This window comes from Novosphingobium sp., from assembly GCF_036820275.1.
GTDB lineage: Bacteria > Pseudomonadota > Alphaproteobacteria > Sphingomonadales > Sphingomonadaceae > Novosphingobium.
Map to the genome: position 1 here is coordinate 25,856 of NZ_DAISLT010000052.1, position 15,504 is coordinate 41,359.

15 protein-coding genes are annotated in these 15,504 nt (G+C 65.1%); 7 read left to right on the forward strand and 8 right to left on the reverse strand.

Features of this window, described 5'->3' with window-relative positions; genetic code table 11:
* Nucleotide 1: 1 nt before the first annotated feature.
* Together V7066_RS25815 and V7066_RS25820 are read left to right on the forward strand one after the other, a co-directional pair.
* Nucleotides 2–547: a hypothetical protein gene (locus tag V7066_RS25815; RefSeq protein WP_334185791.1), complete on the forward strand. Its 546-nt coding sequence runs from the start codon at nucleotides 2–4 to the stop codon at nucleotides 545–547.
* Between the two features lies 1 nt (nucleotide 548).
* Complete coding sequence (locus V7066_RS25820) at nucleotides 549–1,073, forward strand: CinA family protein (protein ID WP_334185792.1); 525 nt, start codon at nucleotides 549–551, stop codon at nucleotides 1,071–1,073.
* A 131-nt stretch (nucleotides 1,074–1,204) separates the two neighbouring features.
* Here V7066_RS25820 and V7066_RS25825 read toward each other — a convergent pair whose 3' ends face one another.
* Both V7066_RS25825 and lipA read right to left on the reverse strand, forming a co-directional pair.
* Nucleotides 1,205–1,645, reverse strand: a complete 441-nt coding sequence (locus V7066_RS25825; RefSeq protein WP_334185793.1) for a type II toxin-antitoxin system RatA family toxin — start codon at nucleotides 1,643–1,645, stop codon at nucleotides 1,205–1,207.
* 3 nt (nucleotides 1,646–1,648) lie between these two features.
* Complete coding sequence (gene lipA / locus V7066_RS25830) at nucleotides 1,649–2,605, reverse strand: lipoyl synthase (protein WP_334185806.1); 957 nt, start codon at nucleotides 2,603–2,605, stop codon at nucleotides 1,649–1,651.
* Between the two features lie 84 nt (nucleotides 2,606–2,689).
* Here lipA and V7066_RS25835 point away from each other — a divergent pair, with 84 nt between their 5' ends.
* On the forward strand, nucleotides 2,690–3,358 hold the full coding sequence (locus V7066_RS25835) for a carbonic anhydrase (RefSeq protein ID WP_334185794.1): 669 nt from the start codon (nucleotides 2,690–2,692) through the stop codon (nucleotides 3,356–3,358).
* A gap of 91 nt (nucleotides 3,359–3,449) precedes the next feature.
* On the opposite strand, the gene V7066_RS25840 is transcribed toward V7066_RS25835, so the two are convergent.
* Entirely contained in the window at nucleotides 3,450–4,805 is a 1,356-nt protein-coding gene (locus V7066_RS25840) for a hypothetical protein (protein ID WP_334185795.1), read from the reverse strand.
* Nucleotides 4,806–5,145: 340 nt separating this feature from the next.
* On the opposite strand from V7066_RS25840, the gene gyrA reads away from it, so the two are divergent.
* The 3 genes from gyrA (at nucleotide 5,146) to trmFO (ending at nucleotide 9,844) form a co-directional block, all read left to right on the forward strand.
* Complete coding sequence (gyrA, locus tag V7066_RS25845; RefSeq protein ID WP_442947382.1) at nucleotides 5,146–7,944, forward strand: DNA gyrase subunit A; 2,799 nt, start codon at nucleotides 5,146–5,148, stop codon at nucleotides 7,942–7,944.
* Complete coding sequence (locus V7066_RS25850; protein WP_334185796.1) at nucleotides 7,941–8,285, forward strand: DUF952 domain-containing protein; 345 nt, start codon at nucleotides 7,941–7,943, stop codon at nucleotides 8,283–8,285. Before gyrA ends, V7066_RS25850 begins: the two co-directional genes overlap by 4 nt.
* Before the next feature lie 209 nt (nucleotides 8,286–8,494).
* Entirely contained in the window at nucleotides 8,495–9,844 is a 1,350-nt protein-coding gene (trmFO, locus tag V7066_RS25855; protein ID WP_334185797.1) for a methylenetetrahydrofolate--tRNA-(uracil(54)-C(5))-methyltransferase (FADH(2)-oxidizing) TrmFO, read from the forward strand.
* 10 nt (nucleotides 9,845–9,854) lie between these two features.
* On the opposite strand, the gene V7066_RS25860 is transcribed toward trmFO, so the two are convergent.
* From V7066_RS25860 to V7066_RS25880, 5 genes are all read right to left on the reverse strand, one after another.
* Nucleotides 9,855–10,322 carry an EF-hand domain-containing protein gene (locus V7066_RS25860; protein ID WP_334185798.1) on the reverse strand — a complete coding sequence of 156 codons (468 nt, stop codon included), beginning with the start codon at nucleotides 10,320–10,322 and terminating at the stop codon, nucleotides 9,855–9,857.
* A gap of 83 nt (nucleotides 10,323–10,405) precedes the next feature.
* The gene (locus V7066_RS25865) at nucleotides 10,406–11,086 is read right to left on the reverse strand and encodes a hypothetical protein (protein WP_334185799.1); all 681 of its coding nucleotides are present in this window, start codon (nucleotides 11,084–11,086) and stop codon (nucleotides 10,406–10,408) included.
* Nucleotides 11,087–11,216: 130 nt separating this feature from the next.
* Nucleotides 11,217–12,578 carry a pyruvate dehydrogenase complex E1 component subunit beta gene (locus tag V7066_RS25870; protein ID WP_334185800.1) on the reverse strand — a complete coding sequence of 454 codons (1,362 nt, stop codon included), beginning with the start codon at nucleotides 12,576–12,578 and terminating at the stop codon, nucleotides 11,217–11,219.
* Nucleotides 12,578–13,663: a pyruvate dehydrogenase (acetyl-transferring) E1 component subunit alpha gene (gene pdhA / locus V7066_RS25875; RefSeq protein WP_334185801.1), complete on the reverse strand. Its 1,086-nt coding sequence runs from the start codon at nucleotides 13,661–13,663 to the stop codon at nucleotides 12,578–12,580. The genes V7066_RS25870 and pdhA overlap by 1 nt, the downstream gene beginning before the upstream one ends.
* A gap of 218 nt (nucleotides 13,664–13,881) precedes the next feature.
* The gene (locus V7066_RS25880) at nucleotides 13,882–14,208 is read right to left on the reverse strand and encodes an FtsB family cell division protein (protein ID WP_334185802.1); all 327 of its coding nucleotides are present in this window, start codon (nucleotides 14,206–14,208) and stop codon (nucleotides 13,882–13,884) included.
* Between the two features lie 226 nt (nucleotides 14,209–14,434).
* Here V7066_RS25880 and V7066_RS25885 point away from each other — a divergent pair.
* Nucleotides 14,435–15,504 (forward strand): ABC-F family ATP-binding cassette domain-containing protein (locus V7066_RS25885; RefSeq protein ID WP_334185803.1); only part of this gene is annotated, 1,070 nt, incomplete at its 3' end.

The following is a 15,504-nucleotide window of genomic DNA, read 5'->3' on the forward strand; positions in this document are numbered from 1 at the left end:
GATGCGCAAGACCATTACCCTCGCTCTGGCCTCCGCGCTGGCGATCGTGCCCGGCGTGGCCAGCGCCCAGCAGGCATGCCTGACCAAGGCCGAGGCCCGCTCGCTGTTCGGCTATGCCCTGCCGCAGGTCATTTCCGGCACCAGCAAGCGCTGCGCCCAGGTCCTGCCGAGCGATTCCTTCCTGCGCAGCCATGGCGCCGAGCTCGTCACGCGCTATTCCGCGCAGAAGGCCCGCTACTGGCCCGAAGCCAAGGCCGCCTTCCTCAAGCTCGGTCAGAGCAAGGACGCCGGGGTCGGCCAGTTCGCGCGCAACCTGCCCGACGAATCGCTGCGTCCACTGGTGGACATCACCGTGGAAGGCCTTGTTTCCCAGGAGCTTCCGCTGAAATCCTGCGACAAGGTCGATCTCGCACTCGACCTGCTCTCCCCGCTTCCTCCCGAGAACACCGCCGGCCTGATCGCCCTGCTGATCGAAGCCACCTCCAAGGCCGACGACGTAGCGCCCGGAAAGACGAAGCTCGGCGGCTTCTCGCTCTGCAAGGACTGACATGGCCGACATCCTCTTTCCGCAGGACCTCTACGCCCTCGCCGCGCGCGTGATCGCCGAGAACAAGGCGATCGGCCGCAAGGTCGCGCTGGCAGAAAGCTGCACGGGCGGGCTGGTCTGCGCCGCACTTACCGAAGTGGCCGGTTCTTCCGCCGTGCTCGATCGCGGTTTCGTGACGTATTCGAACGAATCGAAGCGGGAACTGCTCGGCGTTCCCTCGGACATCATCGACACGCTCGGCGCAGTCTCGCCCGCGACGGCATGGGCCATGGCGCAAGGCGCGATCGCGCATAGCCACGCCGATGTGGCCGTGGCGATCAGCGGGATCGCCGGTCCGGACGGCGGCAGCGAACTCAAGCCGGTCGGCACCGTGGTCTTCGCCCGCGCCCATCGCGGCGAAGAGGAAGTCCATGCCGAACAGAAGCTGATCGCAGGCGCGAACCGGGCGGAAATTCGCCATCACGCGGCCGTGGTCGCGCTGGAGCTGCTACTGCCGGGAACGGAATTGCCCGCTTACGCCGATTGATTGCAAGCGTAGCGAAGCGGATCCAAAGCCGGTCTCAGGCCGCCCAGGATTGCTTCGCTACGCTCGCAATGACCAAAGTTGAGGACGAAAGTCGGGAACGAAGGTCCGGGTAAACGCGCTCAGCGGCGCATTCAGACCGGCTCGCCGTAAAGCTCGTGAGCACGGGTTTCGAAGGCCGCCACCATCTTGCGGAAGGCCTTGTCGAAATACTGCCCCGCCAGCTTCTCGAACAGGGCATTGCGGAAGCTGAAGCGCACGTCGAACTCGATGTCGCAGCTATGCGAATCCACCGGATGGAAGATCCAGTGGTTGTGCAGGTCCTTCATCGGACCGTCGACATAGTGGACCTTGATCTCGCGCGGCCGCACCTTCTCGACACGCGACGTGAACTTCTCGCGCAAAGCCTTGAAGCCGACCAGCATGTCCGCAACCATCTCGGTCTCGGTGTCCGACTTCACGCGGGTGGCGACCACCCAGGGAAGGAACTCCTGGTAGCGGCCCACGTCCGCCACGAGGTCGAACATCTGCTGGGCGCTGTAAGGCAGCCGCTGGGTCTCATGAATTCCGGGCATGCGTCAGGCTTTCGAAACAGCCCCAGGAGCCTTTTGGGCGAGTTTCGCCTCACGCGCCGCGCGCATTTCGGCGAAGTCCTTGCCCGCATGATAGCTTGAGCGCGTGAGCGGCGAGGACGCGACCTGAAGGAAGCCCTTCGCACGGGCGATCGCGCCATAGGCGTCGAAAGCCTTCGGCGTGACGAATTCCTTGACCTCGGCATGCTTCGGCGTCGGGCGCAGGTACTGGCCCATGGTCAGGAAGTCGATGTCGGCACAGCGCATGTCGTCCATGACCTGGTGCACTTCGAGGCGTTCCTCGCCAAGGCCGAGCATGACGCCGGACTTGGTGAAGATCAGAGGATTGTGCGCCTTGACCTCTTCCAGCAGGCGCAGCGACGCATAGTAGCGCGCGCCGGGACGGATCGTGGGATAGAGCCGCGGAACCGTCTCCAGGTTGTGGTTGTAGACGTCCGGACCAGCCTCGACGATCGCTTCGACCGCGCGGCGCATCTTGCCGCGGAAGTCGGGCGTGAGGATCTCGATCGTGGTGTTCGGCGTGGCCGCGCGCAAGGCCTGGATCACCTTCACGAACTGGTTCGCGCCGCCGTCCGGCAGGTCGTCGCGGTCGACCGAGGTGATGACGATGTGTTCGAGGCCGGTCTTGAGCGCCAGTTCGGCGACATGTTCCGGCTCGGAAGGATCGACGCGGCCAGGCATGCCGGTCTTCACGTTGCAGAAGGCACAGGCGCGGGTGCAGGTGTCGCCGAGAATCATCACCGTGGCGTGCTTCTTGGTCCAGCACTCGCCGATGTTCGGGCAGGCCGCTTCCTCGCAGACCGTATTGAGCTTGAGATCCCGCATCAACTGGCGCGTCTCGCCATAGCCCTTGCTGGTCGGCGCCTTGACGCGGATCCAGTCGGGCTTGCGCTGACGTTCGGGCTTCTGCTCTGGGCTCGGCACGGAGGAAAGATCGTTCATGGCGTCCAGATAGTCGCAAGCTTGCCCGCTTGCCAGTGCGAATATCCGCTCTATGGGTTGCGTGCGTTTCAATGGAGGCAACCCATGACCGATTCCAGCGCCGCGCAACCCGAACAACGCGCCCTCGATAATCTCCTCGCCGGATACCGCCGCTTCCGCAACAGCGGCTGGAGCCCCCATCGCGAACGCTGGGAACGCCTCAGCGAAGGCCAGCAGCCCGAAGTGATGATCGTCGCCTGCTCCGACAGCCGCGTCGACCCCTCGCAGATCTTCGACGTCGATCCCGGCGAAATCTTCGTGGTCCGCAACGTCGCCGCGCTCGTTCCGCCCTTCGAGACCACGCCCGGCCACCACGGCGTCTCTGCCGCACTGGAATTCGCGGTGCAGGTGCTGAAGGTGAAGGAAATCGTGGTCATGGGCCACGGCATGTGCGGCGGCTGCAAGGCGGCGCTGACCCAGGAACTGCGCGGCGCCGAGCCCGGCCAGGGCGGCTTCATCGCCGACTGGATCTCGATGCTCGACGAGGCGCGCGCGCCTGTCGCCGCCGAGTTCGGCACTTCGGGCCGCCCCGCCGAACGCCAGATGGAACAGGCCGCCGTGCGCGTCAGCCTCGACAACCTGATGACGTTCCCTTGCGTGCGCCACAAGGTGAAGAACGGCGACCTCAAGCTGCGCGGCGCCTTTTTCGCGATTTCCGACGGCGAGCTTCATCTGATGGACGAAGCCAGCGGCGAATTCGCTCCGGCGGCCTGATCCTCCCGGACTGGTCCTGCGACGGATCAGGCAAACGAAAAGGGCGGCGGGATGATCCCGCCGCCCTTTCTTTTTCGCCGGAATGGCAGGCTCAGGAAGCCGGCACACCCTTGGTGGCGGCATAAGCAGCCCAGAGCTTGGCGATCGGCGCGCGGGTGCCGGTGACCTTGGCGAGCGTCGCCTGGGCATCGGCTGCCTTGCCCTGCATCGCCTGGGCCATGCCGAGGCGCAGGTTCGCCTTGTTGGCATCGACACCCGACTTGCCGAGCGCGACCTTGTAGAGCGCTTCCGCCTGCGGATACTGCTCGTAGCTGAGGAACACGTCGGCCGAACCGGTGACGGAAGCGGCGGTCGCGGCAGGCTTCATCGCGTCACGCTCGGTGGCAGGCAGCGACGCCTTGTCGGCAGCGACGCGTCCGGCGCTGTTGGTGCGATCCTGCCCGACTTCGGCCTGGGTCAGCAGGCCCTTGGCGAGACCCTGGTCGATGACCTTGACGGCTTCGCCCGGGAAGGCGCGGGGGTCGACGTTCTGGAGATATTCGAAGTAGTCGCCCTTGGTCTTCATCGCGCCGGTCACGAACATCAGGCGCATCAGGTCGATGTTTTCCGCGTTCTGGAGCGAGGCCAGCTGGCGCACGATCGAGGTCGAGATGTTCCAGGTGTCGACGCTCGGATAATACTGCGTAAGCATCGCGGCATATTCGGCCGAAGGCGCAAGCTGCTTGGCGTCGTAGGAAGCCTGGAGCGCGCTGCGGATCGAGGTCTCGCTCGGCTTGGTGCCGTTGGCCTTTGCAGCCTCCAGTTCCTTCTTGACCATCTCCAGCGCCGCCTGCGGGTTGTTCGAGCGCTTGTAGGAATCGGCCAGCAGCGGCTGGATCATGTTTTGCTGGTCGCGATAGCCACCGTCGTAGGACTGCTGGAGGTAGCGCGCAGCCACGTCGTACTGGCCGCTCTGGTAAGCGGTAACGCCGGCGAGGTACTGGACCTGGCCGAGCGATTCAGGGCTGGTCTGGCCGCTGTCCAGCATCAGGATGAGACCCTTGTGCTGCATGGCCGGGTCATTCATCAGAACGCCGACATTGCGGGTCATCTCGCCCTGCTTGAGCTTGTCGAACGGCTGGGTGGCCTGCGCCTCGGCCGCCTGGAGCTGGGCGAGCACGCCGCCCATGGCCGCATCCACTTCGGCGCGGGCAGCGGCCTTCTCGGCGTCGGTCTTGGCAGCCTGGGCCTTCTGCGAGGCAGCCTGCACGGCCGGGTTGGCCTTGGAATCTGCGATAGCCTTGTCGACCGGTGCGGCGACGGCGGCGTATTCCTTCGAGAAGGTCGCCTTCGCGGGCGCAGCAGCCTTTTCCTTGGCGACGGCCATCGTCGGCGCCACGGCAGCTGTCATTCCGCCGGTCATGGCCACGGCCAGGGCGATACGGGAAATCAGGAACTTGCGAGCCATTCAGGCCTACTCCTCATCAAGACACGGGGAGACGCGCTCGAAAGCGTGACTCCATGAATTCGGTGTTGCCGGTGTGGCCGCGAAACGCCCGCTTGGCAACCTCGACGCGGAATTAGAACTCCGCCACTTAACGCTGTTTGAATGCAATTCATCGCAGGCTGCTCGGTTCCCCCGGGCGCTTCGATGCGCACGATACCGGTGGATGCGCTCCCTTCGGCCCATAAGTGTGGAAAAAAGCATGGAGCTCCGTCCGCGCCCGCCTGTTCATGTGGCTTTCCCCCGGCGCATGTCCTAGGGCGATCCATCACCCTTTGTCCCGCAGCAACGAACGATCCAGCGCGTGAGCGACGACACCGACATGAACGGCCCCGAGCACATCGGTCCCGAAGGCGAATATACCCGCATCGACATCGTCGATGAGATGAAGACGAGCTATCTCGATTACGCGATGAGCGTGATCGTGAGCCGCGCCCTGCCCGACGTGCGCGACGGCCTGAAGCCGGTCCACCGCCGCATTCTCTATGCCTGCCAGGAAGCGGGCTACGTCGCCGGTCGTCCCTACCGCAAGTCGAGCCGCATCGTCGGCGACGTCATGGGTAAGTATCACCCCCATGGCGACAGCGCGATCTACGACGCTCTGGCGCGCCTGACGCAGCCGTGGTCGATGCGCCTTCCGCTGATCGACGGCCAGGGCAACTTCGGCTCGATGGACCCCGATCCGCCGGCGGCCATGCGTTACACGGAAGCCCGCCTCGACAAGGTGGCGAACGAGTTGCTCGCCGATATCGACAAGAACACCGTCGATTTCGCCGACAACTACGACGGCTCCGAAAGCGAGCCGACCGTGCTTCCCGCGCGCTTCCCGAACCTGCTGGTCAACGGCGCGGGCGGCATCGCGGTCGGCATGGCCACGAACATTCCGCCGCACAACCTGGGCGAAGTGATCGACGGCTGCCTGGCCATGATCGACAATCCGGCCACGACGATCGAGGACCTGATCCAGATCATTCCCGGCCCGGACTTCCCCACCGGCCCGCTGATCCTCGGCCAGGGCGGCGCCCGCAATGCCTATATGACGGGCCGCGGCTCGATCATCATGCGCTGCCGCCACGAGATCGAGGAAGGCCGCGGCGATCGCCGCTCGATCGTCCTCACCTCGATTCCCTATCAGGTCGGCAAGTCGAACCTCGTCGAGAAGATCGCCGAAGCCGCCAAGGAAAAGCGGATCGAGGGCATCTCCGACATCCGCGACGAATCGAACCGCGAAGGCGTTCGCGTCGTCGTCGATCTCAAGCGCGATGCCACTCCCGAGGTCGTGCTCAACCAGATCTGGCGCAACACTCCGGCGCAGTCGAACTTCGCCGCCAACATGCTGGCGATCAAGGGCGGCCGCCCCGAAGTGATGAACCTGCGGGACTTCCTCCAGGCCTTCATCCAGTTCCGCGAAGAAGTCATCACCCGCCGCACCAAGTTCGAGCTGAACAAGGCGCGCGACCGGGCACACATCTTGCTGGGCCTCGTGGTCGCGGTTTCGAACCTCGACGAAGTCGTGGTCATGATCCGCAGCGCCCCGAACCCGGCAACGGCCCGCGTACGCCTGATGGCCAAGGAATGGCCGATCGGCGACATCGCGCCCTACATCAAGCTCGTCGAGGCGATCGAGCCCAGCGCCGAGCAGGACGGCGGCACCTATCGCCTGTCCGAGATCCAGGTGAAGGCCATCCTCGACCTGCGTCTGCACCGCCTGACGGCGCTCGGCCGCGACGAGATCGGCGACGAGCTCAAGGAACTGGCCGCCGCGATCGAGGAGTATCTCTCGATCCTCGCAGACCGCGTGAAGCTCTACGGCGTCATGCGCGATGAACTGGTGGCGGTGCGCGAACTCTACGCCACCCCGCGCGTCTCGCAGCTGACCGGCGCCGCCGACGGCATCGAGGACGAAGACCTCATCGAGCGCGAGGAAATGGTCGTGACCGTCACCATGGACGGTTACATCAAGCGCACCCCGCTTTCGACCTTCCGCGCCCAGGCGCGCGGCGGCAAGGGCCGCGCCGGCATGGCGACGAAGGACGAGGACGTCGTCACGACGATGTTCGTCACTTCGACGCACAACCCGGTGCTGTTCTTCTCCACCGCTGGCAAGGTCTATCGCCTCAAGGTCTACAAGCTGCCCGAAGGCGGCCCGACCACGCGCGGACGCCCGATCGTCAACCTCCTGCCCTCGCTGGACAAGGACGAGACGATCCAGACCGTCCTGCCGCTGCCCGAGGACGAGAAGGAGTGGAGCAAGCTCTCGGTCGTCTTCGCCACGGCCAAGGGCAACGTGCGCCGCAACGCCATGGACGCCTTCGCGAACATCCCCTCGAACGGCAAGTTCGCGATGAAGTTCGACGACGACAGCCAGGATCGCCTGATCGGCGTCGCCCTGCTCGACCAGTCGGACGACGTCCTGCTGGCAAGCCGCCAGGGCAAGGCCATCCGCTTTGCCGGCGATCTCGTCCGCGAATTCGCGAGCCGCACGTCCACGGGCGTCAAGGCCATGACCCTGAAGGACGACGACGAGGTGATCTCGCTCTCGATCCTTCACCGCGTCGGCGTGCAGGACCAGGACGAGCGCGAGGCCTACTTGCGCTTCGCCCCGTGGAAGGGCGAACGCGACGGCGAGAGCACGCTGGACCCCGAACGTCTGGCCTATCTCGTCGAGAAGGAGCAGTTCATCCTCACGGTCTGCGCCAACGGTTACGGCAAGCTGTCCTCGGCCTATGAGTACCGCCGCACCGGGCGCGGCGGCCAGGGCATCACCAATATCGACAATATCGGCCGTAACGGTCCAGTCGTCGCAAGCTTCCCGGCCACCCGCGCCGACCAGCTGATGCTCGTGACCGACCAGGCCAAGCTGATCCGCCTGCCGCTCGAATCGCTGCGCGTGATCGGTCGCGGTTCGGCAGGCGTGCGCCTGTTCAACGTCTCGAACAACGAGCACGTCGTCAGCGCCGTGCGCCTTGATGAACCGGCCGAGGAAGACGTCGCCGAAGCGGCTGTCGAAGGCGAGACCATCGGCGAAGGCGAAGCGATCGTCACCGAACAGGCTCCGGAAGCAGGTTCGCCGGAAGGCGAAGCGCCGGACACCGAAGCGTGACCGATACCGTCGCCTACAAGATCCTGACCGGAGAGCAGCTGCAAACGCTGCTCTCCGACGGGGTCTTCACCGGAGCGCCGATCGATCTGGCTGACGGCTACATCCATATGTCGACCGCCGTGCAGGCGCAGGAGACGCTGGACAAGCACTTCGCCGGCCAGACCGGCCTCGGCATCGCCGCCGTGGACCTCTCCGCGCTAGGCGACAGTGTGAAGTGGGAAGTCTCGCGCGGCGGCGCGCTGTTCCCGCATATCTACGCCGACCTGCCGCTCTCGTCCGTGATCGCCCATGGTCCGGTCGAACGGGACCTTGACGGAAAGCTGATCCTGCCGGGCGCCTGAATTTCGGCGCGCCCGTCGATGTCCAAAATTCCCTCGTCATTGCGAGCATAGCGAAGCAATCCAGAGCGGCGTAAACCGCCCCTGGATTGCTTCGCTATGCTCGCAATGACGAAAGTGGTTTTTTCGACATAGTTATGTGAAGGGCGCGTTTCGCCTGAAATCCCGCGCGCCCTTCCCTGACGGCGCGCAAAGGTCTAGGCGCTGGCGCCATGACACAAGACGTCCATATCATCGGCGGCGGCCTCGCCGGCAGCGAAGCGGCCTGGCAGCTCGGGCGGCGCGGTTTCCGCGTGCGCCTTTCGGAAATGCGCGGAACCGGCGAGCGCAGCCCGGCCCACCAGGGCGACGGCCTGGCCGAGCTGGTCTGCTCCAACTCCTTCCGCTCCGACGACCACGAAAAGAACGCCGTCGGCCTGCTGCATGAAGAAATGCGCCGCTGCGATTCGCTGATCATGTCGGCTGCGAACAAGGCGCAAGTGCCCGCAGGCTCCGCGCTCGCGGTCGACCGCGACGTGTTCTCGGCCGAAGTCGAGGCCCGCCTTTCCGCACTTCCCAATGTCGAGATCGTGCGCGAGCGCGTCGACACGCTGCCCGATACCGGCACCACCATCATCGCCACCGGGCCGCTGACGGCGGATTCGCTCGCCGGCAGCATCGGCCGCGCGACCGGTGCCGACAGCCTCGCCTTCTTCGATGCCATCGCTCCCATCGTCTACCGCGAGAGCATCGACATGGACGTGTGCTGGATGGCCTCGCGCTGGGACAAAGGCGAGACCAAGGACTACATCAACTGCCCGATGGACAAGGAGCAGTACCTGGCCTTCCATCAGGCCCTCCTCGACGGCGAGAAGACCGCCTTCAAGGAGTGGGAATCGAACACCCCCTACTTCGACGGCTGCATGCCGATCGAAGTCATGGCCGAACGCGGCGTCGAAACGCTGCGGTTCGGGCCGATGAAGCCCGTGGGCCTCGACAATCCGCATTGGGCGACCGAAGAGCATCCCAAGGGTCGCTGGGCCCATGCCGTCGTCCAGCTGCGGCAGGACAACAAGCTTGGCACGCTGTGGAACATGGTCGGCTTCCAGACCAAGCTCAAGCACGCCGAACAGGTGCGGCTGTTCCGCACCATCCCCGGCCTGGAAAATGCAGAATTCGCACGGCTCGGCGGCCTGCACCGCAATACCTTCATCAATTCGCCGGTCCTGCTGGACCGCCAACTGCGCCTCAAGACCGCGCCGCACGTTCGCTTCGCCGGTCAGATCACCGGCTGCGAGGGCTATGTCGAAAGCGCAGCGGTCGGCCTGATGGCGGGCCTGATGACGGCCACCCAGCTTGTCGGCGGCGATTGGCAGGCCCCGCCCCGCACCACCGCGCTGGGCGCCCTGCTCTCGCACATCACCGGCGACGCCGAGGCGGAAAGCTATCAGCCGATGAACGTCAACTTCGGCCTCTTCCCACCGCTCCACGACGTGAAGAAGAAGCAGCGCAAGGAAGCCTATACCGAGCGCGCCAAGCAGGAAATCGTGCCCTGGCTCGAAAGCCTGACGCCCGCAGCCTGATCCGCTGATATCAGCAACTGCACTTCGGCCGGGGCTTCGCCTTGGCCGGAGGCGGTGCGGTCTTGCGGAACTCTTCCGGCGACAGCCACTGGTCGTGGTTGGTATCGGCGCTGTCGAACCTGTTGACGGTCGCCACTGCCCATTCCTCGAAAGTCAGCAGGTTGTTGCCGTCCTTGTCGAGCTTGCGGAAGGCGTCGACGCGCGTGGACAGCATCTCGTTACGGGTAATCCGCCCGTCGCGATTCCGGTCGTAGCGACTGAACCGGCGCTGCTCGCGCGTCTGCTCGGTCGCCTCGGGCAATTCCGGCCCTTCGAAATCGCCGGGGTCGGCGCTGGGCATATCCTGCGGGGGTGGCGCGCTGACCACGGCCTGCGGCAGCGGCGCAGCCTTTTCCACTTCCGCCCTTCCCTGCCACCAGAACAGCCCGACGGACAGCATCACGAATGCCGTAATCCCGCCGAGGATGAAGCGCTGCATCGCCAATCTCCCTGAAACCGCGCGCGGCTTATCCACTCGGGCGGGCGCAACAGGGAAATTACATGTCTGTTATCGGGACTAACTCAGCGCCCGAGGAGGCCAATGCGCATGGCCTTGAGTACCGTCCGCGCCGAGCCCTGCCCGCCGCTGGCCAGATTGTCGCGGGCAAGTCCCTCCAGCACCGCCAGCGGTCGCAGCACGCGCGAAACCCGCGCCGAACGCCCCTGCTCGGCCTGGGCAAGCCGCCGCACGACAACGCTTTCTCCGGGATGATTGAGCTTGGTGGCGAGGTCAGCCAGCGCCCAGCGGCGCCCAAGCGCACGCGCCGTATCGGCCTCGCTCTCCCGGCCCAGTGCATTGGCGAGTCCTGCAAAGGCGGCCGCGCGACCGTCGACCATCTCTTCCAGGGCTTCCGGCGCCAGCGGCGCTTCCCCGGTCAGCGCTTCCCAACCATCGACCAGGGCAACCAGAGCAGGATGCCCGCCATTCCAGCTTCGCAGTGCCGCCAGCAGCGGCTCGCCTTCCGGCCATTCCCCGGCATCGCGTTCCAGCGTCTCGCGCCACCATGCGAGACGGATCTGCGCCATCATCGGTTCGCGTGAATGGCGAAGCAGTCCGGCAAGTCGCTGGTCCAGTGCCAGCAAGGCGAGCGTCGGCAACTTCGCGCGCGACGGCGCATAGGCCAGCGCAAGCTGCATGGTCTGCGGCAGCGCGGGGACCAGCAGGTCTTCGGGACGGCTTATCGGGGCAGTTGGCTCGGACACCGGGCCTCTCTAACCCGCCCGGTTCTTCGCGCAAGTCCGTAAGAGAGCCGGTAACGCAAAACGGCGGCGAAGCTTTCGCTCCGCCGCCGTTCTACTTGTTACTGCTCAGGCAACGAGCAGCGCCGGCACCTTAACGATAGCAGACCTTGCGGACCGCCTCGACGATGCGCGGCGTATCGATCAGCGCGAGCTTTTCGAGGTTGGCCGCGTAAGGCAGCGGCACGTCCTCGTTGCAGACGCGGACGACCGGGGCATCAAGGTTGTCGAAGCCGTCTTCCATGCAGATCGCGACGATCTCGGAAGCGATCGAGCAGACCGGGAAGCCTTCCTCGGCCACGACCATGCGGTTGGTCTTGGCAAGGCTGGCCAGCACCGTTTCTTTGTCGAGCGGACGCAGCGTGCGCAGGTCGATGACTTCGGCATCGATGCCTTCGCCCGCCAGCTGCTCAGCGGCTTCGAGCGCGAGGCCGACGCCGATCGAGTAGGACACGATGGTCACGTCCTTGCCTTCCCGCATGATGCGCGCCTTGCCGATCGGCAGGACGTGATCGTCGAGTTCGGGCAGTTCGAACGAACGACCGTAGACCAGTTCGTTTTCGAGGAACACGACCGGATCGTCGCTACGGATCGCAGCCTTGAGCAGGCCCTTGGCATCCGAAGCGTCGTAGGGCGCGATCACGACCAGGCCGGGCACGTTGGCGTACCACGGGCCGTAGTTCTGCGAGTGCTGTGCACCGACGCGGGCCGCTGCGCCGTTCGGGCCGCGGAACACGATCGGGCAGCGCATCTGGCCGCCGGACATGTAGTTGGTCTTGGCGGCCGAGTTGATGATGTGGTCGATCGCCTGCATGGCGAAGTTGAACGTCATGAACTCGATCACCGGACGCAGGCCGCCCATGGCGGCGCCGGTGCCGATGCCGGCAAAGCCGTATTCGGTGATCGGCGTGTCGATCACGCGCTGCGCACCGAACTCTTCCAGCAGCCCCTGGGTCACCTTGTAGGCGCCCTGGTACTCGGCCACTTCCTCGCCCATCACGAAGACGCGGTCGTCGCGGCGCATTTCCTCGGCCATCGCGTCGCGCAGGGCTTCGCGGACGGTCGAGGTCTTCATGTTGGTGCCGTGGGGGACCTCGGGGTCCTTCTTCGCGACCGGAGCGGGCGCTTCGGGGCGAGCGGCAGCCGGAGCGGCATCGGCGGCGGGAGCAGCCTCTGCCTTCGGTGCCGAAGCCGAGACCGCCGAAGCGTCCTCGCCTTCACCGGCGAGCACGGCGATGACCGTGCCGACCTTCACGCCCTCGGTGCCTTCGGCCACGAGGATCTTGCCGACGGTGCCTTCGTCGACGGCTTCGAATTCCATCGTCGCCTTGTCGGTCTCGATCTCGGCGAGGATGTCACCGGATTTAACCTCGTCGCCTTCCTTAACCAGCCAGCGGGCAAGCTTGCCCTCTTCCATCGTCGGAGAGAGCGCCGGCATCTTCAGTTCGATCGCCATCAGTAGCGCTCCACCAGGACGTCAGTATAGAGTTCAGAGGGTGCCGGCTCGGGCGAGTTTTCGGCAAAGTCGGCCGATTCGGCGACCTGCGCGCGAACGCGCTTGTCGATTTCCTTCAGCGCGGCTTCGTCGACGCCGAGGGCGGCGAGGTCCTGCTTCACATGCTCGATCGGATCGCGCTTCTCGCGCACGTCCTGCACTTCCTCGCGGCTGCGATACTTGGCAGGGTCGGACATCGAGTGGCCGCGATAGCGGTAGGTGTTCAGTTCCATCAGAACCGGACCATTGCCCGCGCGGACGTATTCCAGCGCCACTTCGGCGGCCTTCCGAACTTCGAGCACGTCCATGCCGTCCACCTGCATGCCGGGGATCCGGAACGCGGTGCCGCGGCGGTAGAAGTGCGTCTCGGCCGAGCCGCGCTTCACGGCGGTGCCCATGGCGTAGCCGTTGTTCTCGATCACGAAGATGATCGGGAGCTTCCAGAGAGCCGCCATGTTGAAGCTCTCGTAGACCTGGCCCTGGTTGGCCGCGCCGTCGCCGAAGTAGGCCATCGCGACGCCGCCGTCTTCACGGTACTTGTGCGCGAAGGCGAGACCGGCGCCCAGCGAGACCTGCGCGCCGACGATGCCGTGACCGCCGTAGAACTTATGCTCGACGCTGAACATGTGCATCGAGCCGCCCTTGCCGCGCGAGATACCGGCTTCGCGGCCGGTCAACTCGGCCATGATCACCTTCGGATCGATACCGTAGGCAAGCATGTGGCCGTGGTCGCGATAGCCGGTGATGACCGAGTCGCGGTTGGAATCGAGCGCGGACTGAAGGCCCACGGCAACGGCTTCCTGGCCGATATAGAGGTGGCAGAAGCCGCCGATCAGGCCCAGGCCGTAAAGCTGGCCCGCGCGTTCCTCGAAGCGGCGGATGAGAACCATCTGCTCATAGAGGTTGAGAAGCTCTTCCTTGTTCGGCGTGTAGCGCCGATCGGCCGCGAGGGCCTCCTGGAGGCTATGCAGCGCGAAGTCTTCGTCCTGTGCCGGTGTTACGGCTGGCTCGGCGCCGGACACGGCGTCAATCTTTGCTTTGGGCAACGGGGCTCCCCATCGTTGGTGCGATTGATTTCGGGCCGCTTATAAGACGCCCAGCGGAAATCGAAAGCGCGATGAAGGAAATTTGCCGCGAGAAGTACAAAAATTATGGCCACCCGCAACAGAATGGCCACAATTGGACGGACTTCCTAGCTTTCCAGAGTCTCGGGCCAGTGTCTGGAGCGATAAATCCGATCGGCACGTGAAGCGCCGCGCCGCCCTCACTTGTCGAGCATCATCACCATTTCGTCGGGCCGCACGACATTGAGATTGCTGCGCAGCAATTCACCGGCGAGATCGGGGTCGACATGGTTCTGATCGAGCAGGCCCACCCGGTTCTTCAGGTGATCGCGGGTGATGCGAAGTTCGGCCAGCTTCGTGCGGCGCTCTTCCAGCATATGCTGGTTCTCGGTCCAGGCGATCAGCCCGCTGGGACCGGCAATCACGAAGGCCCCCATCAGCAGGAGCAGCGCGAGCGCAATGCCCTGGACCAGGCGTTCCTTGGCAAGGCTGGCGTCCTGACGCATGACGGGAGAGTTAGGCCTCATGAAAATCGATAGAATCACAAGTGATTCCGCGTTGCAAGCGAAATTGATAACCGATTCGCACGGCTCCGGAACAGGCCGTAACAGAACCTGTCATCGCAATCCGGAGCATATTGGTGTTGATAACTCCGGTATAGCTTTCCGGCGCGTTCACGGGTGCACATAGCGCCGTAGAACACGCAAGTCGGAAGATGTTTCCCACCGCGCGCAAATCCTCTAGGCGCTCCCGATGCTGACGATCCGTGACATCACCGTCCGCCTTGGCGGGCGCACCATTCTCGACCAGGCCGCTGCCACCATTCCCAAGGACGGGAAGGTCGGCCTGATCGGCCGTAACGGCGCGGGCAAGTCCACGCTGGTAAAGGCGATCATCGGCGAACTGGAACCCGACGAAGGTTCGGTGGACATGCCGCGCCGCGCCCGGCTCGGCTATATCGCGCAGGAAGCACCTGCGGGACACAAGACCGCGCTTCAGGCGGTGCTCGATGCCGATGCCGAGCGGATGTCCCTGTTTGCCGAGGCCGAAACCTGCACCGATCCGAACCGCCTGGGCGACCTGCACGACCGACTGATCGCAATCGATGCCTATACCGGCGAGGCCCGCGCCGCGCGCATCCTCGTCGGCCTCGGCTTCGATGAGGCGATGCAGGGCAGCCCGCTCGACAGCTTCTCCGGCGGCTGGAAGATGCGCGTGGCGCTCGCCGGCCTGCTGTTCTCGCAGCCCGACGTGCTGCTGCTCGACGAACCTTCGAACCACCTCGATCTCGAAGCCACGCTCTGGCTGGAGAACTTCCTCCAGACCTATCCCAAGACGCTGATCGTCATCAGCCACGAACGCGACCTGCTCAACAATGTGGTCGATCACATCCTGCACCTCCAGCAGGGCAAGCTGACGCTCTATCCCGGCACTTACGACAGCTTCGAACGCATCCGCGCCGAACGCGCCGCGCAGGCCGTCGCCGCGCGCGCGAATCAGGATGCGCAGCGCAAGAAGCTGGCCGATTACGTGGCCCGCAATTCCGCCCGCGCCTCCACCGCGAAGCAGGCCCAGTCGCGCGCCAAGATGCTCGCGCGGATGCAGCCGATCGCAGCCATGGCGGAGGATTCGTCGCTCAGCTTCGATTTCCCGAGCCCCGACGAGCTGCGCCCGCCGCTGGTCACGCTCGACCTCGCCTCCGTCGGCTACGAGGCGGACAAGCCGATCCTGCGCCGCCTCAACTTGCGCATCGATCCCGAGGACCGGATCGCCCTGCTCGGCCGCAACGGCAACGGCAAGACCACGCTGGCGCGCGAGTGCCG

Excerpts from the sequence above, each read along its gene's own strand:
- V7066_RS25840 (WP_334185795.1), bottom strand. The coding sequence starts at position 4,805 with ATGGCTCGCAAGTTCCTGATTTCCCGTATCGCCCTGGCCGTGGCCATG.
- V7066_RS25870 (WP_334185800.1), bottom strand. The coding sequence starts at position 12,578 with ATGGCGATCGAACTGAAGATGCCGGCGCTCTCTCCGACGATGGAAGAG.
- V7066_RS25880 (WP_334185802.1), bottom strand. The coding sequence starts at position 14,208 with ATGAGGCCTAACTCTCCCGTCATGCGTCAGGACGCCAGCCTTGCCAAG.
- V7066_RS25825 (WP_334185793.1), bottom strand. The coding sequence starts at position 1,645 with ATGCCCGGAATTCATGAGACCCAGCGGCTGCCTTACAGCGCCCAGCAG.
- V7066_RS25815 (WP_334185791.1), top strand. The coding sequence starts at position 2 with ATGCGCAAGACCATTACCCTCGCTCTGGCCTCCGCGCTGGCGATCGTG.
- V7066_RS25820 (WP_334185792.1), top strand. The coding sequence starts at position 549 with ATGGCCGACATCCTCTTTCCGCAGGACCTCTACGCCCTCGCCGCGCGC.
- lipA (WP_334185806.1), bottom strand. The coding sequence starts at position 2,605 with ATGAACGATCTTTCCTCCGTGCCGAGCCCAGAGCAGAAGCCCGAACGT.
- V7066_RS25835 (WP_334185794.1), top strand. The coding sequence starts at position 2,690 with ATGACCGATTCCAGCGCCGCGCAACCCGAACAACGCGCCCTCGATAAT.
- V7066_RS25860 (WP_334185798.1), bottom strand. The coding sequence starts at position 10,322 with ATGCAGCGCTTCATCCTCGGCGGGATTACGGCATTCGTGATGCTGTCC.
- trmFO (WP_334185797.1), top strand. The coding sequence starts at position 8,495 with ATGACACAAGACGTCCATATCATCGGCGGCGGCCTCGCCGGCAGCGAA.